Raw genomic sequence first — 22,106 nt, forward strand, 5'->3', positions numbered from 1 at the left:
AGGCGGGGCGTATCAGGGTATCCGGTAGGATACGAAGGCAAGCCGCCGGCCGTCAGGAGACCACGAAGGTACATTGATTGTGCCTTGTCCTCCAAAGAAAACCGGTGTAAGGTCCCGGACGGTCTGGCTAACGATGTCGAGCAAACGAAGCTGTACATTCCTGCCGAAAGGATGTTCCTGCTGCTGGTCTTCCGTGAAACTGAGGAATACAACCTGCTTCCCGTTGGGAGAAGGGTGGGGGAACCAGTTGGCGTAACGGTCGTCAGTCAGCTGTTCCGGATCGCTGCCGTCGGCTTTCATCCGCCAGATCTGCATCCTGCCGGTACGGTAGGAGTTGAAATAAATGTACTGCCCGTCGGGAGAGTAGTCCGGACCGTCGTCCAGCCCTTTTTCCCGGGTAAGCCTTTTTTCCGGCCCGCCGTCTGCCGGAATGGTATAGATGTCAAAATCACCGTTGCGCTGCCCTACAAAAGCCAGCGTTTTACCATCCGGGCTCCAGCCATGCCAATAAGACGGGGATTGGCCGGTGAGCTGCCGCAGGGGCCCTCCTTCGGCGGAAGCGGTGTAAATACGGGAACCGCCGTCCCCGGCGCTGATAGCCAGCTGTAAGCCGTCCGGTGAGAAACCATGATCGTTGTTGGCCTGTAAGGTGCTGTCAAACGGCAGCTCGTCCGTTATCCGATCGCTCAGCCAGTACCGGTACAGCCGGCCTTTTTTATTATAAAGCAGGTAACGGCCGTCTTTAGACCAGTTGGGCGATTCCAGCAGTCCTGCTGCCGAATAAACTACCGTTCGTTTACCGGTCCTGATGTCGATGATTTCGAGGTAACTGTGCACGCCGGCAGGGGCCTGCGCATAGCTATACCCCATACAAAAAAGGGCTTGCAGGAAAAAGAAAGTGACACTCGTCAGGGTACGTGTAATCATATGCGGTTCATATGCGTTGTATGCCGACAGAATTTTTGGCGCGGGACAGATGGTCTGCAGGAGAAGGGCTTTACTATCGGATGGGTGTCCCTGTATGTTGCGTAGCTGAAAGATAAAAAGTCTTTTTGATATGAACGCGAAAAATCGGTCGCCTGGAGTCTGTGCCGGCGCCATTGCCCCCGCCTGGCGAACGGAGAAATACGAAAAGCCTCTCACCGGGAATAAATACAAACCGTCACTTCCCCTTTTGCCTGCTGCTGTTGGCTTTGATCTCTTTGAAAGCGCCGTCAGCATTCATCAGCCCATGCGGCTGAAAGACTTTCCCTTCCGCCTTGTTGTAGTTGATGAAAAAGTCTTCCAGCTGAACGGTCATTTCAGGCGGTAGCTGATCAATATCGTGTAAATATTGAAAAGCACCGGAACAGATGGGAACGGCCAGGTACCGGTCGTTACGCACTTTCTTTTGTTTTTCCTTCCCCTGTTCTGCGATGATGGCGCCCAGCAGCCGGCATTCCATCATACAGCCGGGAAAACTTCTGAACTCAGAGAGCACCATGATATCCAGCGGGTCGCCGTCTTCCCCTCTGGTGCCGGGGATGAAGCCGAAATCATAAGGGAACACCATGCCGGCCGGCAAAATTTTTTTCAGCAGGAAATAACCTGACTTCTTATCGTAATCATATTTCTCTGTACTACCTCTGGGGGTTTCAATCACCACCTTAACAGCCGTTTTATCCATAATCGTTTTTTCAGATAGTGTGCATAAACTATGCTGGCCGTGTCTGAGAACAGCTGTGTGCATCTCACCGAAACACCTTGTAGAGAATGATGCTAGGAGTGTGAATTATATTCTATGCATATGGTTCCACAGACAGGCGGTTCCGGTTAAGCACGCTGCCTGATGGCTTTTTAAACGATTTGACAGTCGCTTCGGGTGTTTGATCCAAGCTCATGAAGACAGCCGGGAATGCTTGCGGTAGCTGTGTTTGAGCCATTCGTGCGAAGTGGTTTCATTGTTGCCTGTCCGTTAGTGAAGCAATAATGTAATAATGAGACACAGCATTTTTACCTGGCATGTACACGGTAGCTATCTGTACTATCTGTCGCAAGGCCATTATGATATCTACATCCCCGTGCGGGAAGCCCGTGATGAAGGTTATTTTGGAAGAGGCCATACATTTCCTTTTGGTGATAATGTGCATGAAATCCCTTTTGGGGATGTAAAGCACTACCATTTCGACTGCATCCTGTTTCAGTCTGCAAAGAACTATCTGACGGACCAGTATGAAGTGCTCTCTGCGGAACAGCGGTCGTTGCCGAAGATCTACCTGGAACATAATACGCCCCACACCGATACGGTCAACCAGCAGCATGTGGTAGATGACCTCGGCGTATTATTGGTACATGTTACCCATTACAACAAGCTGATGTGGAATAATAATCGTACGCCCGTTACTGTTATATCGCACGGCGTTACCGATACCGTAGAGCCTTATTGCGGCGATATACCCGGAGGGTTGGTAACTATTAACCACCTGCAGCAGCGGGGCCGTACGCTGGGCTGGGACATCTATCAGCAGGTAAGCCGGGAGGTACCGCTGGAACTCGCCGGCATGGGTAATGCGGAAGGGATAGGAGAGATATTGCACCCGGCCTTACCGTCGGTGAGAAGTCACTACCGCTTTTACTTTCACCCGGTAAGGCATACCAGCCTGGCGCTGGCAGTATGCGAGGCCATGATGCAGGGCCTGCCGGTGGTGGCGCTGGCTACCACAGAGCTGGTGACCATCATTCGCGACGGGGTGAACGGGTATATCCACACCGATGTGGACTACCTCATCGAAAAAATGCAGCTGCTTATCAACGACCGGGACCACGCCCTGGAGCTGGGAGCAGCCGCCCGTCAAACTGCGCTGGCGTTGTTTGACATCGGCCGCTTTACGAGAGAATGGGAAGCGGCGTTCAGCAGGGTGGTTTCGCCGGAGTGGCAATCGGGCAACCTCTTTCAGCGGGAGAGCGCCGTGGTTTAGGAACAGTTTTTTTACGTATAAATTTCAAGCATATGAAAAGAATAGCATTTATCAGTGAGCATGCTTCTCCTTTGGCAGTACTGGGTGGCATTGACGCCGGCGGACAAAACGTCTATGTGGGAGAACTGGCCCGGCAGCTGGCCCAGAAAGGATATGCCGTTGATATTTTTACGAGGCGGGAGAACAAGGACTACCCGCGGTGCCTGCGATGGATGCAAGGCATCCGCATTATTCATATCGATGCCGGTCCGCCGGAACAGGTGGAGAAAGAACGGATACTGCCGTATATGGCAGCTTTCCGCGATGATATGCTGCGGTTTATCCGGGAGGAGAAAATGGACTACCAGCTGATACATGCTAACTTTTTCATGTCCGCCCTGGTGGCCATGGAGCTGAAAAGCATACTGCATATTCCTTATGTCGTTACGTTCCATGCGCTGGGACATATCCGCCGTTTGTTCCAGGGCGACCAGGACCGCTTTCCGCCCGAGCGCGTTGCCATTGAAGAACAGACCATGGCGGCCGCAGACGCTATCATTGCGGAATGTCCGCAGGACAGGGAAGACCTGTTGACACATTACAACGCCCTGGCGGAGAAAATAGCGGTGATCCCCTGCGGGGTAACGCCGGAAGAATTTTTTCCGATAGATAAACAACTGTCGCGTATCCTGCTGCGTCTGCCACAGGACGAACGGATACTGCTGCAGCTGGGCCGTGTGGTGCCCCGAAAGGGAATAGACAATGTCATCCAGGCGCTGGCGAAGCTGGGCAGCGGACAGCACAAAACAAGGCTGATAGTGGTCGGCGGCGATGCGCACCCTACACAGCATAACCACGAAGCACAACGGTTGCGGATGCTGGCCAAAGAGCTGGGTGTGGCCGCCAGGATCTGTTTTGTGGGACATAAAAACAGGGACGAGCTGAAATATTACTATTCAGCAGCTGACCTGTTTATCACGACACCCTGGTATGAGCCCTTCGGTATTACGCCGCTGGAAGCCATGGCCTGCGGTACGCCGGTCATTGGCGCCAATGTAGGAGGGATTAAATATAGTGTAGTCGATGACGTTACCGGTAAACTGATACCGCCGAAAGACCCGGAAGCGCTGGCCGGTGCTATCAATCAGCTGCTGGCCAATCCCGAAAAGCGCGAGGCGATGGGAGAAGCGGCGGTAAACCGGATACGGAAGCTGTTTACCTGGCAGCAGGTAGCCGGCCGTATGCATAAGTTATACGAAACAGTGCTGGCTCACCAGGATTCAAGGACCATTAAAGCCGCCATATGAGTAATGAACAAAGCTGTGTTTATAGACAAGGATGGGACCCTGATTAAAGATGTGCCCTATAATGCCGACCCGCACAAAGTAGTGCTGGAGCCGGGCGCCGGCGTAGCGCTGGCCGCCTTGCAGGCGGCAGGGTTTATGCTGATCATGGTTACTAACCAGTCGGGCGTGGCCCATGGTTACTTCCAGGAAGAAGACCTCCTTCCGGTATTTGACAGGATACAGGAGCTGCTGGGAGAGGCCGGCGTTCAACTGGATGCCGTGTATTACTGCCCGCATCATCCGGCGGGTAAAACAGAACGTTACCGCCAGTCGTGTATCTGTCGGAAACCGAGACCGGGCATGTTATTACATGCTGCGCGCGATCATCACCTGCACCTGCATCAATCCTGGATGATCGGAGATATCCTGCACGACATGGAAGCGGGCAACCGCGTAGGTTGCCGTACTATCCTGATTGACAACGGCCATGAAACACAATGGGATTTTAATGCTTTTAATACACCGGACTTCCGTGTGCCATCACTGACAGCCGCGGCAGACACGATTCTTGAGTCAGCCCAAAACAAAGCGTATGGAAACTTTCTTTAAACAGTTATGCGCACGCGAAAAACAATTTAAAGTACTGGTAGTAGGAGACCTTATTCTGGACGTCTATCTGAAAGGGCGGAGTACCCGCCTGTGCCCGGAGGCTGCGGCGCCGGTACTGGAGATTGCTACGTGCGAACAGGCGCCGGGTGGCGCCGGCAATACGGCATACAATCTCGCCAGCATGGGTGCGATAGTAACCTGTATGGGCGTTACCGGCAACGACGAGGGCGCCCTCGACATCTGCGGCCTGCTAACCCAGCAACAAATCAATGCCGCCGTCATCAAAGCGCCCGACAGGGGCACGATGGTGAAGACGCGCCTGGTGGCCGGCACGCAGCTGCTGACCCGTTACGACAGCGGTACGGAAACCGCGATATCAGCGGCGTTGGAACAACAGCTGATAGCAAAACTGGAATCCTGCTATGGTCAGTATGATGCCGTTGTGCTGGCTGATTACCATAAAGGGCTGTTTACGCCCCGTGTGATAGCGGCGCTGGAATCACTGCGCCGGCTATACGATAATTTTTTAGCAGTGGATGCGAAAGACCTGCGGCAGTTTGCATCATTACGGCCTTCGGTCGCAAAGCCCAACAGCCTCGAGGTGGCACAGCTGCTGCATTTGCAGTTTGGCGCCGGTAAAAGGACGGAAGCGCTTCAGGATGTGGGCAGGGACCTCTATGCCCTCACGGGAGCAGCGGTCACTACTGTCACGCTGGATGACGAAGGAGCGCTGGTCTTTATCAAAGATCAGCTGGCAGCACATACCACTGCGCATAAGGTGCGTCATCCGCAGGTGTCCGGAGCCGGGGATACTTATATCAGCACTTATACGCTGGCATCGCTTTATGGAGCGGACCCGGTATCTGCGGCCACTATCGCAGGCATGGCAGCGGGCATTGCCATTACAAAGGATACTACTGCGTCCTGCACTTCAGCGGAACTGATGGCCGCATCGGCGGTGCAGGGCAAATTTGTGGAGGACATCGCCACCCTGGCCATGCTGGGCACACTGTACCGCAATGCCGGCAGCAGGATCGTTTTTACCAACGGCTGTTTCGATATCCTGCACAGCGGTCATGTGAACTACCTGCGCAACGCGCGTGAGCTGGGTGACGTACTGATCGTCGGCATTAACACCGATGACAGCATCCGCCGCCTGAAAGGAAACGACAGGCCCGTGAATACACTGGCAGAACGAATGGAGGTACTGGCCGGACTATCGGCCGTGACCCATATCATCCCCTTTGGTGAGTTTACAGACGATACTCCCTGTGAACTGATTACAGCCCTGCGGCCTGATATTTTTGTTAAAGGAGGAGATTATACACTGGAAACGCTGCCGGAAGCGCAGCTGGTGGAACAGCTGGGCGGAAAAGTACAGTTGTTGCCGCTGGTGAAAGGAAGATCTACTACTGCTATTATCAGGGAGATCTCCAGCCGGAAGCTTTTACCTGCGTCTTATAAAACAGGAGTCTGATATGCACTATCCATGGAACGAATGTAAAAAAATCCTGTGCATACGGTTAGATAATATGGGAGATCTCCTCATGAGCGCTCCCGCTTTCCGTGCGCTTAAAGAAGCCGGCCGCTGCCAGCTGTCGGTACTTACTTCTGCAGCCGCGGCCCCCGCCGCGGCATTGCTACCCGAGATAGACAACGTATTTGTGTTCAACGCGCCGTGGGTAAAACAGGACCATGTGACCACACCGGATACTTACCAGGAACTGGTGGCGATGCTGGCCCATGAACATTTTGACGCCGCGATCATCTTCACGGTCTTTAGCCAGAGTCCTTTACCCGCGGCTTTAATGGCAATGCAGGCGGGCATTCCGCTGCGGCTGGCCTATTGCCGGGAGAATCCTTACCAGTTGCTGACACACTGGATGCCTGACAAGGAGCCTTTTGAAACGCCGCTGCACCAGGTGGAGCGCGACCTGCAGCTGGTGAGGTATATGGGAGCGCCGGTGATCGATTCCAGGTTATCCATACAAACGGATGAGACGCTGTGGCCGGGCATTGTCCGTAAACTGGCAGTGCATAAGGCAGATCCGCACAAACCGTGGATGTTGCTGCATCCGATGGTACAGGACGCCAAACGGCAGTTTAGTTTTGTCAAATGGGTGGAGATAGGACGCGAAATTATCCGGCAGCATGACTGCCAGTTGCTGATCACCGGCAACAGTGGGGAAGAGGCCGATGCTGCCAGGCTACAACAGGCCATCGGCGACCATCGTGCTATTAATATGGCGGGTGCTTTTTCGCTTCGCGAGTTCGCCTTGCTGGTGAGAAGAAGTCCGTTGATCATTTCGGTGAATACCGGTACTATTCATATTGCGGCGGCTACTTCCACGCCGGTGATCGTGTTGTATGCCATGACCAACCTGCAGCATACGCCGTGGCATGGAAGAGGGACGGTGCTGTATTTCGATGTGCCGGAGAAACAGCAAAGCAGGAATACTTTGTTGACCTGGCACTATCAGCAGATAAAGAAAAAGCAGTTGCCCATGGCAACGGTGGAAAATGTGCTGCACGCCGTCAACAAGGCGTTGCAGCTGGTTTGAATACCGGCTCTCTGTGACTGGTGCGTGCCAGCAATTCGTCACACTGGTGGTAGATACGCTCCATCGCAGGCTGCCGTGTCCAGTCGATCGTACAATGCAGGTGATGCCGGAGCGGCGCCCAACGGTGCGGCTCTCCGTCCATGCTGATCACCAGGCTGGGCGTAGCGGTGGCCGCTGCGATATGGGATACGCCGGTACAATTGCATACCAGCGCGCGGCAATTCCTGATCAGTTGTGCCATACAGCCCAGCGAGGTGCCGCCGGCAAGATCGATGGCGGGAAACCGCATGTAGCCCTTCACTTCCGCGGTGAGGGCTTTTTCCTGCGCGGTGCCTGTCAGTATTACTTTCCATCCTTCGCTGGCCAGGTAATCGGCCATAGCGGCGAAGTATGCGGTGGGCCACCGCCGTTCCGGCACGCTGGCGCCGGGATGGATACAGACATATTCATAATCGCCTGCCGGGAGTGCCAGCGCTTCAAAAGCACGCCTGTCGGCCGATGTGAGCGGGAACTCCAGCATCGTTTGTGTGGCGGGTATGCCGATATGTTCCAGCAGGCGCAGATGCCGCTGGATCTCATGCAAATCCTCCGGGTAGGTGGTGAACAAAGGCGTGGGCGGTGTTTCGCCTGCCGGCACAAACCCGGCCGTGTACCGGGCATTCCACTGTTTCACAATATCGTTGACGATAGTGCCGTTGCCTTGTAGTTGCAGCGCCAGGTCGTAACCAGCCTGCTGCCTTCCCTGCATAAAAGCATCGAACGCCGCGGCATCAGGCTCCTGTTCCGGCAGGCCGGGATAACCGGGGAACGTCACCAGTTCATCGATATAATGCGGGAAACGTTCCTGAAAGGCAGTGGCCCATGGCAGGCCGGCAAGCGTAATATGCGCTGTCGGGAAAGCCAGCCTCAACGCCCGGAAGGCAGGAACCGTGCATAACAGATCGCCCAGCTTCAGGGCGCGGAGTATGATGATACGTTGCACATCTTGTAACATGGCGGTGGATGTTAATTCGTTAAACAAAAAACGACCTGTATTTGATCATACCGTAGATATGCCAATACACCGAAAGGAAAGGGATGGCGGCGGACGTGATCAGCATCTCGGAAATATGGGACAGCGAATGACTGGTACCGGTGAGCCTTCTGCTGGTGAAATATAACCAGGCGATCACCCAAAGCACCAGGAAAAACAGCGCCATAGCCGGATGCCCGGCAGCAGCGCTGCCAATGGCGGCTATCAGGCTCAGCACCATTGCGTAATACAATGGTGGCGGCGCCTGTCCGATACGTTCGTGGTACAGCTCCGGATGTTTACGATGCAGCAATGCGTTGAAGGCGCCCTTGCGCTGGTCGCGCATACTGCTGCCCCAACGGGTGGGCCGCACCGGATGCCGTACCACTGCCGCAGGGACATATTGTATGGGTATATGCTGTTGCAGCAGTTTAAATTCCAGGTCGCTGTCTTCCCGCCAGGCCATGGTAAACTGTTCATCGAAGCCGCCTGTCAGCAGCAATGCGTCGCGGGTGCAGGCGCAGTTAGCTGTAATAAAATCGGCCAGGGCCAGATGGGCGGTGTTACGGACATGATCGGTGATTGCTTTTTCAGCGGGCAGCGGCACTACTACCTTGCCGGTGTAGGCCACCGGCGCTTTGGTAATACGATGACGGCACCACAGGCTCTCCAGCCATCCGGGTTCTGGCTGACAGTCGTCATCGGTGAAAGCGACCAGCTGCCCGATGGCATTTTGCCAGCCCATATTACGGGCAGCTGCCGGTCCGCCTTTGGCCGGCAGCTGGAGATATTGCAGCTGCAACGGGCTGGTGCCCTGCCAGGAGCGGATCGCAGCTGCGGTGTCGGGATCGTCGCCATCGCTGACAACGATCACTTCAAAATGGTCCACAGGAAAATACTGAAGCGATAACGCATGCAGGCAGTCGGTCAGTAGCGAAGGCCGGCGCCACGTTGGAATGATCACAGATATTTTAATGTTTTGTTTCATACGCCTTTATTTTTCGATGAGGAACGAACCGATCACCAATGCATCGAAAGGGGAGGACCAGAAACATTCCAGCGCATCGCGGGGCGTGCACACAATGGGTTTGCCCAGCGTATTGAAAGAGGTGTTGATCAGTACCGGCACGCCGGTCTTTTTTTCAAAGGCCTGCAGCAGTTCGTGATACAGCGGATGTTGTTCCCGGTTGACTGTCTGTATGCGGGCGGTGCCATCCACGTGGGTCACGGCGGGAATAAGCGCTTTTTTATCTTCCTTTACCCGGTATACAAAAAGCATAAAGGGAGAATAGTCGGCGCCTTCAAACCATTCGGCCGCGGCTTCTTCCGTCACCACCGGCGCTACCGGCCGGAAGTCTTCCCTGTCTTTCACCTCGTTGAGCCGCGCCTGCATATCCGCATGCAGTGGCGAGGCGAGGATAGAACGGCTGCCCAGCGCACGCGGACCGAATTCCATACGGCCCTGGAACCAACCGATGATTTTATCCTGTGCCAGCAGCGAGGCGGCTTCTTCAGCAATATTGTCCAGCTTGCGGTAAGGCGTTTTTGTCCATTGCAGGAACTGCTCAATTTCCGCGTCGGTATAAGCAGGGCCCCAGTAAGCGTGGTCCATGACAAAGTCTTTCGATGTACGTTGCCGCAGGCGTGCGTCTGCCCACAGGGCGGCGCCCAGCGCAGTGCCGGCGTCGCCGGCGGCAGGCTGCACCCAGATGTTACGGAAGATACCGGCATCCCGGAGCGTGGCGTTGAGCACGCAGTTGAGCGCTACGCCGCCGGCAAAACAAAGGTTGTCGCTGCCCGTTTCACGTTTGAGCCAGGATGCCAGTTGCAGCACGCTCTCCTGTAATACGGCCTGCATGGAATGCGCTATGTCGAAATGCATGGCCAGGAAAGGATCGGTTTTCTTCCGTTGCGGCCCCAGTATCTCCTCCAGCGGGATATCGGCTATCTGGTAGCTGCCGTTGTCCGACAAGGCGATGATATCCCGCAGGACTTGTACATAAACGGGTTTTCCATAGGAGGCAAGGGCCATCACTTTATATTCATCTGATGAATGTAAAAAGCCAAGGTGCGTGGTAATTCTTTCATAAAGCAGTCCCAGCGAATGCGGCATATTCACCTGGCTGATGCGCGTCAGGGAGTGCTGTGCGCCGGTGCTGAAGGTAGTGGTGGCTTTCTCGCCCCTGCCGTCGATCGTCAGCACGGCTGCCTCTTCGTAGGGAGAAGGCAGGAAAGCGCTGGCGGCATGGCAGAGGTGATGTTCCAGGTAATGCCACTGGTCCCGCCGGTTGATCACCGCATCCCTAAAGTTGGGCTGCAGATGGTGTGGATAACCATCTGTCAACTGTCCGGGCGCATTGGCGATGGCCTGCAAAAAGAGCGGGTCCCAGGGCGACAGCCATTTCTCCGGCATCTCTTTGCCAGCGGGGAAAAGCGGAAGGTTGATTTCCGCTTCTTCCCCCGTTCCGGCAGGCATCAGCAAATAGGGATCAAAGGAATATGCAAAATGATCAACCTGGTGTAACCGGATACCGGCTGACTGCAAACAATAGTTGATAGCGTGGTAAGGCAGTTCGTAAGCGGCAAAAGGAATCGGTCTTTTCCCGTGTTTGATATGCGTAAAACGTTCGTCTTCAGCTGCTGCCACCAGCTGCCCGTCTTTCACCAGACAGGCGGCTGAATCATGGAAAGCGGCGTTAATACCTAAGGTGTACATAAGATGGATGATTAATCAATGAATCTAACGGGTTAGTAGCAGTAGTTCAGGCATTTCCTGAACTTCCCTCTTGTTCTTCTTCAGGTTCCCATTCAATGTTATCGGCCTCCTCATCGGAGAGGCTGTTTTCTTCCAGGTCGCTTTCGTCCAGTACAGGATCAGGATCTTCCACTGTGTCTTCTTCGTCGGGAGTGTCTCCTGGTTCCGCTGCGATGGCCACAGGTACTCTCTGCGATGCTGCACTGGGCAGAAATGACGGGCGTTTCCGCCGGATGGTTGATGATGGTGTCGGAAATAACATAAGCGTGATTTTTATGAAAGGAAGCCCAAAGACTACGCCACGATGCCAGCGGCCGCAGATACGCTGTTATGGAAACGAATATGCGGAAACACTTACTCATCCGATAGGGGAAACGGGGGACAGAATGGGAGATATTTTACAGCATGTATCCGGTTAAATGCCCGGTGAATGGCTGTACCCGTAAAAAAGAGTATCTTTGCGCGCATTTTTTAGCGAACGAATCATGAAAATCGAAGAACAATTACAGCAAAGAAGCGGCAACCAGTGCGAGTTGTGCGGCTCAACAGACAAACTTAACCTGCATGACGTAGCACCCCGTTCCGGCGACGGTCCGGACAGCACCGTGCTGATCTGCGACACCTGCCGCGCCCAGATAGACCGGAAGGCCGAGCTGGACAGCCAGCACTGGAGCTGCCTTACCACCGCCATGTGGAGCGAAGTACCGGGCATCCAGGTACTGGCCTGGCGTATGCTGCACCGGCTGAAAAAAGAAAGCTGGGCCATGGAAAGCCTCGATATGCTCTACCTGGAAGAGGAAACGCTGGCATGGGCGCAGGCTACCGGCGACCATGACAACGACGATGCTGTAGAGCTTCATCGCGATTGCAACGGCAACGTATTGCAAAACGGCGATAGCGTAACGCTGATCAAATCTCTCGATGTAAAAGGTTCTACCCTGAACGCCAAGATGGGCACGGTGGTGAAAAATATCCGCCTCGTAGAAGATAACAAAGAGCAGATCGAAGGTAAGATCGAAGGCCAGCTGATCGTGATTCTGACCAAATATGTGAGAAAACAAAACTAAGCTATCGCGGCATGCTGATAGCTTCCATAAACTGTTTCAGATAAGCGTCGCCAATAGGTACGCAGTGCGGCCCTGTGAAAATGCGTTGTTTTTCGATGCTGTCGATTTTATCCAGCGGGATGATAAACGATTTGTGTACCCGTATAAAGCGGAACGGCGCCAGTATCTCTTCAAAACTGCGGAGGTTTTGTAAGGTGAGGATCTTTTGTTTGACCGTCTGGATGGCCACATAATTGCGGAGCGCTTCTACAAACAGGATGTCTTTAACATCTACCCGTACGATCCTTTTATCGGTACGGACAAAAATATAATCGGTGCCGGCCGGCTGTGAAACGGCGACCGTGCTGCGGGCCAGTACCCGTTGCACAGCCCTGGCAAACCGCTCAAAAGATACAGGTTTCAACAGGTAGTCTATCGCTTCCCGGTCGAAACCTTCCACTGCGTATTCGTCATACGCGGACACCAGTACCACCTGTACGCCCGGAGGCGCCAGTTGCATCAGTTCCAGGCCGCTGAGCTCCTGCATCTGTATATCCAGGAAGATAAGGTCGATTTTTTCCTGCTTCACGAAGGCCAGCGCCTCCACAGGGTTGTGGAACACCTTTGCCAGCTGCAGGTCCGGCGTTTTATGAATAAACGACACCAATACCTGCGCTGCCAGTGGTTCATCATCTACCACAATACACTTTACACCCATATCCTTTACCAATTGATCACTAAGTTACTGAAATATTCCGCTCCGGTGTCCCGGATGTCCAGCTGATGCCGGCCGGGATAGAGGAGCTGCAGCCGCTTCCGGACATTGTCCAGCCCGATGCCGCCTGTTTTGTCGCGCTGCTGGCCCGACACATAGTTATGCACGCTGAACAGCAACTGCTGCTCGTTGCACGCCAACGTAATGGTGACCGCTTTCTCCGGACGGTTGCTGACCCCATGTTTGAACGCATTCTCTACAAAGGGCACCAGCAGCAGCGGCGCAATATTTTTCTCCGGTAACACGTCCGGCGTATGAAAGATAATGCCTTCATTAAAACCGGTACGCAACCGCTGTAAAGTCACGAAGTCCTGCAGGTAGCTGATCTCCTCACGGATAGGCGCACGGTACGCGATATCGGAAGGCTGGTCTACCATATAAGCCAGCAAATGTGCCAGCGTTTTATTGGCTTTTACTACCTCCGGTGATCCCATCAGCGCGAGTGAATAAATGCTGTTCAGACTGTTGATCAGAAAATGAGAGTTGAGCTGCATCTTCAGAAACCCGGATTCTGCCTGCAACTGCTGCTGTTGCAGCAGTACTCTTTTCTTTTCTTCCTGCAGCCATAAGCGAAACAGGCAAAAGGAAAAGGCGGCGACCACTATCACCAGGTTGCTCCAAAGGCCGTTCACAAAGTAGTTCCCGAGGGAGGTGTACAATTCCACTTTTTGCCCGTTGATAATCTGATGGCCCCGGTATAAAATATCCTGCGCAAAAAAAAGATGAATAAAACCGTATTTCAGCAAGGTGAATGCCGGCAGGACCGGTACCAACAGCCCCGCCAGCAACGGGCGGCGCTTCTCCAGCACTGGTATGGCTATCCAGCGATAGCAGCAGTAGAAGAACAGGAAGTTGACCAGGCCCAGGGCGGCGCTGTTGATATGTACCAGCCGGATGGTTTGGTCATTGAAACGTAAGACAGTCATCAGGTTGCTGCTGTACACCAGCACCAGCCAGCCGGCCAGCATGCCTGCAAACTCCCGGAAAGAACGACGAGCATCAGGCATGATCGGGATACAGTTTAAATTGATAATGTTGCTCCTGTACACTAAGCCTAACCATATCCTGCCTTACCTGTATCCGGATGGCCACCGGGGCGCCGTCGGCAGACAGCTGTTGCAGCGCGGTTTCGGTGGTTTGCTGGAGCTGCAGCGCGGCCAGCGTTCCCTGTTGCGTATCACCGGTGACGGACAGCACGAGCGGTTGTTCGTGGTGACACAGGTTGCGCAGCTCCACATATCTTTCAAAATTGAGCATTTCTTTTGGAAGACTAACGGTTTCTTTTTCCAGCGCTTTGTCGTACAACATGTAACGTAACAGGTCCGATAACAGGAGGATGGCTTTCACGCCCTCCTGACCGCGTTTGCGCTCATCTTCGAGAATAGGGGTGAGTTGCTGAAGGTTCTGCACTAGCAGCCGCGAGTTCTCCTGCATTCGTATATAACGCGCCCGTGCCGCTTCTGCGGCGGATGCCAACTGACGGTCCCGGGGCCCCGTTTGCTGCCGCTGCAACAGCAGCCGGTAACTATAGGCCAGCAAAGCTACGCCCAGTCCCGTTTTGGTGGCCATCAGGAAATAATTTGAAAAGCTAAAGTAAATATGCGGCTTTCCTACCATGGAATACATCCTTAACAGGACCTGATCGGGGAATATACAACCTATAGCATATTTTATCAGCGCAAAACCCGCCACCGCCAGTATGCTCCGCACGATCACCTGTTGATGCCGCCGTTGCTGCACCGGCGCCGGCAACCACGCAAACACCAGGAGAAAGAACAGTTGGAAGTTGATAAACCCATACAGGATGTCCTGTACCAGTACCCTTTTCAGTCCGAAATCAGAATGAAGATTGAGTTTAAGCGATGGATAGGCATACAGCAGTACCAACGCCATCCACACCAGCAAGTGTGTAAAATAACGGTATGGTTTACGATTGCGCATAAGTTAACAGCGGGTTGAAGATAGTACATGGCCCACGGTTTTCTGCATCCTTGCCGGCTTATTTTTTTCGTCCCCGTAAAACGCCTGTTCATCCTTTCAAATGACAGGATGATACCTGCTAAATCCTTATTGCCGGCGGAAAAGCGCCTGCCAGACCCATAGTGGCGTTCATCCCCGGAAAAGGTGGGAATATACATTTACGGTCCCGGTACGTCCATTATCCGGATGAAAAAATAACACGATCCCTATTTTGGCAACACAATGTTCGGGGACAGTAACCAACCATTATCATCAACCAACCACTTGTATGAGAAAGTCAGTTTTATTTATCCTTTTATGCATGTCCGGTATCTCCGCCTATGCACAACAGGTCTTGAAAGGGACGGTAAAAGACGCCACCACCCGGCAGCCTGTTCCGGGGGCCACCGTGAAGGTGATCGGCGCTAAAACGGGCGCCACCACCAACGAAAAAGGCGAATTCGAACTAAATGTGCCGGCCAATGCACAGTTGCAGATCACTTCCATCGGTTTTGAAAACGTAATGGTAGCGGCCAGCCTGATTAAAACAACACCCATCTTCATGAAGATGAAAGCTATTTCGCTGACGGATGCCGTCGTAGTGGGTTACGGTACACAATCCAAGTCCAGCGTGACCAACTCCATCGCTTCGGTGAAAGCCGGCGAGCTGACGGCAGAGAAAAACATTGTCAGCGATTTTGGGAAGGCGCTGCAGGGACGTGTGCCGGGAGTGTATGTCGCTTCCCGCGAAGGAACGCCGGGCAATGCATCCGGCATTATGATCCGCGGCGCCCAGTCAGTCAGCGCGGTGGCTACCAATCCGCTCATCGTTATCGACGGGCTGGTAGTGGATGGCAATACCATCTCTATCAACAGTATCAATCCGCAGGACATCGAGTCTGTCGAAGTACTGAAAGATGCCGCTTCCGCAGCGATCTACGGCGCCAGAGGCTCCACCGGGGTGATCATCATCACCACCAAAAAAGGGAAAAACAACAGCAAACCTTCCCTCAATGTCAACATGTATACCGGTGTTAATAACGTGCCGTTCAAGCGCCGTATGATGAACACCGCGGAATACACTTCCGCTTTTAACGACTCCCGCAACAATCGTATCGGTGATATCGACGCCATCCTGGCCAACCCTGGCGCAACGCCTCCCGGGCGCCTCAAGCAGCTGCAGGATGAAAAAACAGTGTTGCAGGGGCAGCTGGCGGGCCTGAAAATGGGTGACCGCAGCATCGACTGGCTGGACCGTATCAAACATAAAAATGCACCGGTCAACAACCTGCAGGCCAGTATGAGCGGCGGCGGCGAAAAAAACAGCTACTATATGTCCCTCGGCCGCTACGCGGAGGTGGCTTCTATGGGCGTCGGCAGGTTTGAACGGTACACCGGCCGTCTCGACGTTACCCAGCAGGTAAACCACTGGCTGAAAATAAACGGTAACATCAACCTGACGCAATCTGTGAGTAAAGATATGTCCAATCCGCTGGCGACGGCTTTTGCCGTGCGGCCGGATACACCTGATGAACTGGTGTACCAGTCCAACGGCAGGATGGGGTACTACGCCGGTTTGCAAAACAACCCCCTGGGCATCATGATGGACAATAATAACAAGAACAAAACCAACATCTACCTGGGAAGCCTGTCGGCAGATCTTCAACTGCTGAAGGAGTTATCCTTCCGCTCTTCCTTCAATGCTACCAAATACAATGGCCTGAACAGCAGTTTCCTGCTGCCTGTCGGTTACCTCGCTTACAGCACCGGCGGCTTATACAAAATGCAGGGCACCGATAATTTCTCCTATAACTTCGATAACTACTTCACGTATAATAAACGTTTCCGTAAACTGGGCGTCAACGGCACATTGGGCTATACCTACTATAACAATGAGCTGAACAGTTTCGGTTATGAGTTGAACGGCTTCCCGCAAATTGACAATGTCACCGGCGGCGCTGCTGCAGCCGGTTACGGTGCTGCTTCCAATATCGGCAGCCTTCATCTGAACAACAAGGAGATATCTGATGCCTGGTTCCTGCGTACTGGTATTGACTGGGACGGTAAATATATGCTGAACGCCTCCCTGCGTCGCGATGGATCTTCCAAACTGGTGAAGGACAACCGCTACAGCTGGTTTCCTTCCGTCTCCGCCGGCTGGGACTTGTCCCGCGAAGGTTTCATGGCAGGCCAGCGCGCGGTCAGCCAACTGAAGGTCCGTGCCAGCTATGGTATCAGCGGTAACATGCGTCCCCTGGGTTATTTCGATGCCCGCAACCTACTGAAGGCAACCTCTTACATGGGTGGTCAGGCGCTGGTGCTGAATACCCTGATCGGTAACCCCAATATCAGATGGGAGCGAACCAAACAGATGGACGCCGGCGTAGACATTGCCTTGTTCGGCAACCGTGTTACCCTGACGGCAGATTACTACAACAAAACCACCGACGGGCTGATGAGCAATACCGATGTGTCCTGGATATTCGGCGCTGGCAGTATGCCGGACAACATCGGCAGCATCCGCAACTATGGCGCGGATCTGCAACTGACGGTCAACAGCCGCGCCGGAGCGACGATTGGCTGGAAGGTGAGCACCAATATGAACATCAACCGCAACGTGATCCTTTCCATGAAAGACTCGACCGCTCCCTTTGGCGCGCTGGTGTTTGGCGGGCCACAGTCCCGCTCCAAAGTAGGACAACCCGTAGGTTCCGTGATGGTGTTTGAATCGCAGGGCGTCGATCCGCTGACCGGCGATATGACCTATACCGATCGCAACAAAGACGGTCGCTGGGATGCGAACGACTATGTATCTATCCCCATTGCTTTACCAAAGTTCACCGGCGGCACTGCTGTCTCCCTGTCATATAAACGTTTTACGCTGGACGCATTGGTTACCTATGTCGCAGGCAATAAAGTGTATGATTATTACGAACAGACGTTACGCAATTACAGCCTCGACTACACCAGCGTGATGCCTAATAAGTTCAGTAACCTGGCAGACCGCTGGCGTAAGCCCGGCGATGTGACGGACATTCCACGGGCAGTGACCGGCGTGCATGGCGCAGGCCAGACGGCCGACTGGAACAGCAAGCCGTCCACACAGTTCATCACCGATGCGTCGTACCTGCGTTTACGTAACGTGTCGCTGGCTTACCTGCTGCCGGTAAAAGTATTGCAGAAAGCAAAGCTCAACCAGGTGCGCATTTACGGGTCTGTGGAGAACCTGCTGACCATTACGCCTTACAAGGGCTTTGATCCCGAAGCGGTGTCCAACACAGGCATCGTTTCCACTAACCTGCCGAACCCGCGTTCCGCTGTTATCGGTATTGACCTGACCTTCTAATTGTTGCGCTCATGAAAAAGACATGTATATTTCATATAGCCGTTGCCGGTACCTTACTGTTCGCATCCTGCAGCAAAAACCTGGACAATGTGCAACCCAATACACAGGTGACCTTTGACCAGATCAACCGTGCCAACCTGCCGCTGGTGATTAATGGCGCCAAACTGGCGCTCACCAACAACGCCCTGTACCAGATATTCGGTTTGCAGGACGTGATGGGAGACGACTTCCAGTCTGTTTCCAACCTGACCTACGAAGGAAACAACGTCCCTTCTACCGACAACGCGCTCACCTTTGCCTATAAGCAGCCGTATCAGTGCATTGCCAATGTGAACATGGCCATCAGCTTTGGGGAACAGCAGCCCGGAGGTGACAGCCTGATCGCCGCCAACCTCGGAGAGGCTTATCTTCTTCGTGCATATTCCTATATGTTGCTGACGGAAATGTTTGGCGATGTGGTGATCATCAAAGGGGGTGAAAACCCCAAGAGCCATCCGGTACGCAATGCCGTTGGTGAAGTAAGGCGGCTCATTGAGGCAGACCTGAAAGCTGCCGCGGCGCAACTGCCGGATTATAACGGCAGGTCGCTGAATGGCTCAAGGCAGGCTGCGCAACTGCTGCTGGCCAGACTGTACCTCAACCTGGGCCGTCATGACGATGCCCTGGCGATGGCCAATGCGGTGATCAACTCCAAACGGTTGGCGCTGCAGTCCGGCTTCGGCGATATCTTCAGGTCCGCTACCAACAGTACGGAAATGATATACCATATCAATGAGATGGCTATCAATGGCAGCACGCAATATGGCCTGGGACAGGTATTCGGTCCCGGTAAATATGCCGACATGCCCAGAGCAGGCAGCGGCAATACCTGGGTGGACAGCATGTTGCTGAAAACCTACGATGCCAGCGACGTGCGCCGCACTTTTTTCCTGAAAAACAAAGGCGGCGTGATCCTGGACTCCGTGTACTTCGTGACCAAGTTCCCGGAGGAAGCCACACCTTCTTATCCCATCTGCCGCTATGCCGAAGCTTTCCTGATCGTTGCGGAAGCCACCGCTCGCAAAGGCGTGGTGGATGTAACGGCATATAACCAGCTGCGTACCGCCAGAAATGCATCGCAGCGCAACAACAGCGACTTCGCCAATACCACCGCTTTCCTCGCAGAGATAGAAATGGAGCGCCGTCGTGAGTTTGTAGGCGAAAGACTTCGCTGGAGCGATATGCAGCGCTTTGGTAAAATGAACGCCTGGCTGCAGTCGTTCGGACAGCCGGCATCGCATGTGCTGCTGCCCATTCCCAGCCGCGAGTTTGCACTCAATCCTGATCTGACACAAAACGCTGACTATAGTAAATAGCGGAAATCATAAAAATTTAAACAATGACAATCATGAAAAAAGCAGGAAGAACCGGTGTTTTGCTGGCTTTACTGGCCGCTCCGGCCGCACTGCACGCACAGCAGAACAAGCAGGTGAAATCCATTACAGTAAAAGGGTCTGTTGAATTTACCGATCCCAAAGCAACGGAACAAAAGGTATGGCTTTTAAAAGATAACCTGTCCGGAAAACCGGTGGCGGTAGACTCCACCATTGTTGGCAAGGACAATACTTTCACTTTTCATGTCAAACAAGACCATCAGGGGATATATGTGATCGATGCGCTGCACTGGGACCGTGCTTCCTTCTGGAGCGATGCCGATGTGAAAGTGGCCATGAGAGGTTATGATACGGCACGGTACAAAGTAAAAATACCACATTATAACTATGTGGAGGGATCTTACGACAACAACTTCATCAATATGATGACGCTTAACGGTGAGCTGAACTACCGGCGGATGATCGATGAGTACAATATGGAGTACTATGCTAAAAAGTCAACCGACACTACCTGGTCCGCCTATATGAAGAACACCAAAAAGTACAACCCTATGCGCGACGATTACAAGCAGCGTGAGGATGTCCTCATTCGTTCCTTCATCGACCGTCCGGTGCTGGTATACGCACTGCGCGGTATGGCCGGCACGGAAAACACGGCGCAATACGAGAAAGCCATGAAAATGCTGGAAGCCCTCATTGTCCGTTATCCCTGGCTGACAGAAGCGCAGAAGCTGAAACAGACCATTCTGACCAACAGGGCACAGGCCATGAAACTGAAAACCGGCGAACCCATGCCTTCTGTTAAATACCCGAGTGCGCAGGGCACCATCGAAGGACTGGAAAAATACAAGGGTAAATACCTACTGGTAGATTTCTGGGCAAGCTGGTGCGGTCCCTGCCGCCAGGCTATTCCCAAAGTGAAAGCGCTGTACAGCGCTTTCAAAGACAAGGGCTTTGAAGTTGTGAGCATCTCTATTGATACCGATCAGAAAGCCTGGAAAAAAGCGATGACGGAAGAAGCTATGCCCTGGGAGCAGCTGCTGAGCGATAACAAAGACAAAACCATGGAACAGTTCCAGTTTTCCGGCATTCCAACGCTGTACCTGGTTGACCGGCAAGGTAAAATCCTGGAACGTTTTACCGGTTACTCGGATGAGGCAGAAGCTAAAGTAAAAGATATCGTAGCAAAAGGCACCCAGGCCGAGCCGAAGAAAACAGCGGCCATGCCGATGATGGGCTTCTAGAAAATCAATACACCAATCATGAAAAAAACAATCCTGATGATCGCCGGCGGTTTACTGCTGGCGATCATTTCAAGCGCCCAGGAAAGGGGCTTTAAAATTACCGCCAATATCAAAGGGCAGGGCGATTACCGGCTTTCGATTTCCCGCTTAGCCGACGGTAAACGTATCATGGATACTGCGGTCGCTCACAACGGCGATGCCTTTGTGTACACCGGCCGCGTAGACGAACCCGTTGTTGGTACTTTATCTTCTGCGCACCCGTCGGCCCGTTATGAGTTTGTAAAAGGCGGAATGTTCATGCCCGCCCCCAGCCTGGACTTTATCATCACCAACAGGGATATCACTATCACTGCCGACGCCACGGAACTGTATAAAGGAACAGTTGCCGGGGGCCGGGAGAATAAGGAACTGGACAAACTGCATCAGGCAGAAGCGCCATTCATTGCGCAGGATTGGGAGATAAGGAAAAAACGATTCAAAAAAGAGGACAGTGTGGCCAGGAATGCCGCGATGGCAGAACAGAAAGCAGCGAAGGAACGGCTGCTGGACATCCGGAAACAATTTATTGCCAAACACCCGGGATCTTTTGTGAGCCTTATGTTACTGAGCCGGTTGACCGGCGATTACGATATGACGGCTTATGAAGCGGCGTATCATAAACTGTCCGGCACGTATAAAAATACGTATCTCGCTAAATACATTGTTTCCCGTATTTCCGGCGCGAAAGCTACCGAAGTAGGGGCAAAGGCGATCGGATTTACCAAGATGGATAATCACGGACAGCCGTTTACATTAGCCTCGCTGAAGGGAAAATATGTGCTGCTCGATTTCTGGGGCAGCTGGTGTGGCCCCTGCCGTGCGAGCCATCCACATCTGAAAGAGATCTATTCAAAATACAAAGACAAAGGATTTGAGATAGTAGGTATCGCTGAAGAGAAATCAGACGATCTGGAGGCCGCTAAAAAAAGTTGGCTCGGCGCTATCCAGTCAGATGGCCTGAGTTGGATACAGGTACTCAACAACTACAACAAAAAAGATGCAGACATGGTCATGGCCTATGGCATTGAGGGGTTTCCGACCAAGATATTACTCGATAAGGATGGTAAGGTGTTGTTCAAAATTGTCGGTAACGGCGGTGATGAACTTGACCAGCAACTTAAATCGGTGTTTGGTTTGTAATCGTAACGGCCCTGCAGTTTTACTG

Annotated in this window: 19 protein-coding genes; 10 read left to right on the top strand and 9 right to left on the bottom strand. The window is 53.2% G+C overall.

All coding sequences use genetic code 11. From position 1 onward, the window contains the following. Positions 1-12 precede the first annotated feature (12 nt). Positions 13-927, bottom strand: a complete 915-nt coding sequence (locus HF324_RS10100) for a TolB family protein (RefSeq protein ID WP_168802358.1) — start codon at positions 925-927, stop codon at positions 13-15. A 235-nt stretch (positions 928-1,162) separates the two neighbouring features. Further along, positions 1,163-1,666 (bottom strand): inorganic diphosphatase, encoded by a 504-nt coding sequence (locus HF324_RS10105; protein ID WP_168859703.1) that lies wholly within the window; start codon positions 1,664-1,666, stop codon positions 1,163-1,165. Positions 1,667-1,976: 310 nt separating this feature from the next. Here HF324_RS10105 and HF324_RS10110 point away from each other — a divergent pair, with 310 nt between their 5' ends. The 5 genes from HF324_RS10110 to HF324_RS10130 are packed head-to-tail and all read left to right on the top strand — an operon-like array spanning position 1,977 to position 7,392. Beyond that, complete coding sequence (locus tag HF324_RS10110; protein ID WP_168859704.1) at positions 1,977-2,957, top strand: glycosyltransferase; 981 nt, start codon at positions 1,977-1,979, stop codon at positions 2,955-2,957. Between the two features lie 32 nt (positions 2,958-2,989). Beyond that, positions 2,990-4,243: a glycosyltransferase family 4 protein gene (locus tag HF324_RS10115; RefSeq protein WP_168802361.1), complete on the top strand. Its 1,254-nt coding sequence runs from the start codon at positions 2,990-2,992 to the stop codon at positions 4,241-4,243. Between the two features lie 3 nt (positions 4,244-4,246). Then, positions 4,247-4,831: a D-glycero-alpha-D-manno-heptose-1,7-bisphosphate 7-phosphatase gene (locus HF324_RS10120; RefSeq protein ID WP_168802362.1), complete on the top strand. Its 585-nt coding sequence runs from the start codon at positions 4,247-4,249 to the stop codon at positions 4,829-4,831. Then, on the top strand, positions 4,815-6,308 hold the full coding sequence (rfaE2, locus tag HF324_RS10125; RefSeq protein ID WP_168859705.1) for a D-glycero-beta-D-manno-heptose 1-phosphate adenylyltransferase: 1,494 nt from the start codon (positions 4,815-4,817) through the stop codon (positions 6,306-6,308). Before HF324_RS10120 ends, rfaE2 begins: the two co-directional genes overlap by 17 nt. A 1-nt stretch (position 6,309) precedes the next feature. Further along, complete coding sequence (locus HF324_RS10130) at positions 6,310-7,392, top strand: glycosyltransferase family 9 protein (RefSeq protein ID WP_168802364.1); 1,083 nt, start codon at positions 6,310-6,312, stop codon at positions 7,390-7,392. Here the strand turns inward: HF324_RS10130 and HF324_RS10135 are convergent. From HF324_RS10135 to HF324_RS10150, 4 genes are read right to left on the bottom strand one after another with little or no spacing between them, the layout of a single operon-like run. Further along, complete coding sequence (locus HF324_RS10135; protein WP_168859706.1) at positions 7,367-8,386, bottom strand: glycosyltransferase family 9 protein; 1,020 nt, start codon at positions 8,384-8,386, stop codon at positions 7,367-7,369. The two genes, HF324_RS10130 and HF324_RS10135, sit on opposite strands and share 26 nt — an antisense overlap. Positions 8,387-8,405: 19 nt before the next feature. After that, the gene (locus tag HF324_RS10140) at positions 8,406-9,392 is read right to left on the bottom strand and encodes a glycosyltransferase family 2 protein (RefSeq protein WP_168802366.1); all 987 of its coding nucleotides are present in this window, start codon (positions 9,390-9,392) and stop codon (positions 8,406-8,408) included. A gap of 6 nt (positions 9,393-9,398) precedes the next feature. Further along, positions 9,399-11,120: a carbamoyltransferase family protein gene (locus HF324_RS10145; RefSeq protein WP_168859707.1), complete on the bottom strand. Its 1,722-nt coding sequence runs from the start codon at positions 11,118-11,120 to the stop codon at positions 9,399-9,401. Positions 11,121-11,166: 46 nt separating this feature from the next. Continuing rightward, positions 11,167-11,421, bottom strand: coding sequence for a hypothetical protein (locus tag HF324_RS10150; protein ID WP_168802368.1), 255 nt, complete (start codon positions 11,419-11,421; stop codon positions 11,167-11,169). 223 nt (positions 11,422-11,644) lie between these two features. On the opposite strand from HF324_RS10150, the gene HF324_RS10155 reads away from it, so the two are divergent. After that, a complete protein-coding gene (locus HF324_RS10155) occupies positions 11,645-12,226 on the top strand; it encodes a PhnA domain-containing protein (RefSeq protein ID WP_168859708.1) in 582 nt (193 codons plus the stop codon). A gap of 1 nt (position 12,227) precedes the next feature. Here HF324_RS10155 and HF324_RS10160 read toward each other — a convergent pair whose 3' ends face one another. Genes HF324_RS10160 through HF324_RS10170 form a run of 3 tightly spaced genes read right to left on the bottom strand, consistent with a single transcriptional unit; the run spans position 12,228 to position 14,921 of the window. After that, a complete protein-coding gene (locus tag HF324_RS10160) occupies positions 12,228-12,923 on the bottom strand; it encodes a LytR/AlgR family response regulator transcription factor (RefSeq protein ID WP_168802370.1) in 696 nt (231 codons plus the stop codon). Positions 12,924-12,928: 5 nt separating this feature from the next. Then, entirely contained in the window at positions 12,929-13,987 is a 1,059-nt protein-coding gene (locus HF324_RS10165; protein WP_168859709.1) for a sensor histidine kinase, read from the bottom strand. Continuing rightward, on the bottom strand, positions 13,980-14,921 hold the full coding sequence (locus HF324_RS10170; protein WP_168859710.1) for a LytS family sensor histidine kinase: 942 nt from the start codon (positions 14,919-14,921) through the stop codon (positions 13,980-13,982). Before HF324_RS10170 ends, HF324_RS10165 begins: the two co-directional genes overlap by 8 nt. A gap of 307 nt (positions 14,922-15,228) precedes the next feature. On the opposite strand from HF324_RS10170, the gene HF324_RS10175 reads away from it, so the two are divergent. Genes HF324_RS10175 through HF324_RS10190 form a run of 4 tightly spaced genes read left to right on the top strand, consistent with a single transcriptional unit; the run spans position 15,229 to position 22,081 of the window. Further along, complete coding sequence (locus HF324_RS10175) at positions 15,229-18,285, top strand: SusC/RagA family TonB-linked outer membrane protein (protein ID WP_168859711.1); 3,057 nt, start codon at positions 15,229-15,231, stop codon at positions 18,283-18,285. A gap of 11 nt (positions 18,286-18,296) precedes the next feature. Continuing rightward, positions 18,297-19,640, top strand: coding sequence for a RagB/SusD family nutrient uptake outer membrane protein (locus HF324_RS10180; RefSeq protein ID WP_168859712.1), 1,344 nt, complete (start codon positions 18,297-18,299; stop codon positions 19,638-19,640). A 32-nt stretch (positions 19,641-19,672) separates the two neighbouring features. Continuing rightward, positions 19,673-20,902 carry a TlpA family protein disulfide reductase gene (locus HF324_RS10185; protein ID WP_168802375.1) on the top strand — a complete coding sequence of 410 codons (1,230 nt, stop codon included), beginning with the start codon at positions 19,673-19,675 and terminating at the stop codon, positions 20,900-20,902. Between the two features lie 18 nt (positions 20,903-20,920). Further along, a complete protein-coding gene (locus HF324_RS10190; protein WP_168859713.1) occupies positions 20,921-22,081 on the top strand; it encodes a TlpA disulfide reductase family protein in 1,161 nt (386 codons plus the stop codon). Positions 22,082-22,106: the final 25 nt, after the last annotated feature.

This window comes from Chitinophaga oryzae, assembly GCF_012516375.2.
Classification (GTDB): Bacteria; Bacteroidota; Bacteroidia; order Chitinophagales; family Chitinophagaceae; genus Chitinophaga; species Chitinophaga oryzae.

Coding starts and splice junctions, on each gene's coding strand:
- HF324_RS10100 (WP_168802358.1), bottom strand. CDS start 927: ATGATTACACGTACCCTGACGAGTGTCACTTTCTTTTTCCTGCAAGCC.
- HF324_RS10105 (WP_168859703.1), bottom strand. CDS start 1,666: ATGGATAAAACGGCTGTTAAGGTGGTGATTGAAACCCCCAGAGGTAGT.
- HF324_RS10110 (WP_168859704.1), top strand. CDS start 1,977: ATGAGACACAGCATTTTTACCTGGCATGTACACGGTAGCTATCTGTAC.
- HF324_RS10115 (WP_168802361.1), top strand. CDS start 2,990: ATGAAAAGAATAGCATTTATCAGTGAGCATGCTTCTCCTTTGGCAGTA.
- HF324_RS10120 (WP_168802362.1), top strand. CDS start 4,247: ATGAACAAAGCTGTGTTTATAGACAAGGATGGGACCCTGATTAAAGAT.
- rfaE2 (WP_168859705.1), top strand. CDS start 4,815: ATGGAAACTTTCTTTAAACAGTTATGCGCACGCGAAAAACAATTTAAA.
- HF324_RS10130 (WP_168802364.1), top strand. CDS start 6,310: ATGCACTATCCATGGAACGAATGTAAAAAAATCCTGTGCATACGGTTA.
- HF324_RS10135 (WP_168859706.1), bottom strand. CDS start 8,386: ATGTTACAAGATGTGCAACGTATCATCATACTCCGCGCCCTGAAGCTG.
- HF324_RS10140 (WP_168802366.1), bottom strand. CDS start 9,392: ATGAAACAAAACATTAAAATATCTGTGATCATTCCAACGTGGCGCCGG.
- HF324_RS10145 (WP_168859707.1), bottom strand. CDS start 11,120: ATGTACACCTTAGGTATTAACGCCGCTTTCCATGATTCAGCCGCCTGT.
- HF324_RS10150 (WP_168802368.1), bottom strand. CDS start 11,421: ATGTTATTTCCGACACCATCATCAACCATCCGGCGGAAACGCCCGTCA.
- HF324_RS10155 (WP_168859708.1), top strand. CDS start 11,645: ATGAAAATCGAAGAACAATTACAGCAAAGAAGCGGCAACCAGTGCGAG.
- HF324_RS10160 (WP_168802370.1), bottom strand. CDS start 12,923: ATGGGTGTAAAGTGTATTGTGGTAGATGATGAACCACTGGCAGCGCAG.
- HF324_RS10165 (WP_168859709.1), bottom strand. CDS start 13,987: ATGCCTGATGCTCGTCGTTCTTTCCGGGAGTTTGCAGGCATGCTGGCC.
- HF324_RS10170 (WP_168859710.1), bottom strand. CDS start 14,921: ATGCGCAATCGTAAACCATACCGTTATTTTACACACTTGCTGGTGTGG.
- HF324_RS10175 (WP_168859711.1), top strand. CDS start 15,229: ATGAGAAAGTCAGTTTTATTTATCCTTTTATGCATGTCCGGTATCTCC.
- HF324_RS10180 (WP_168859712.1), top strand. CDS start 18,297: ATGAAAAAGACATGTATATTTCATATAGCCGTTGCCGGTACCTTACTG.
- HF324_RS10185 (WP_168802375.1), top strand. CDS start 19,673: ATGAAAAAAGCAGGAAGAACCGGTGTTTTGCTGGCTTTACTGGCCGCT.
- HF324_RS10190 (WP_168859713.1), top strand. CDS start 20,921: ATGAAAAAAACAATCCTGATGATCGCCGGCGGTTTACTGCTGGCGATC.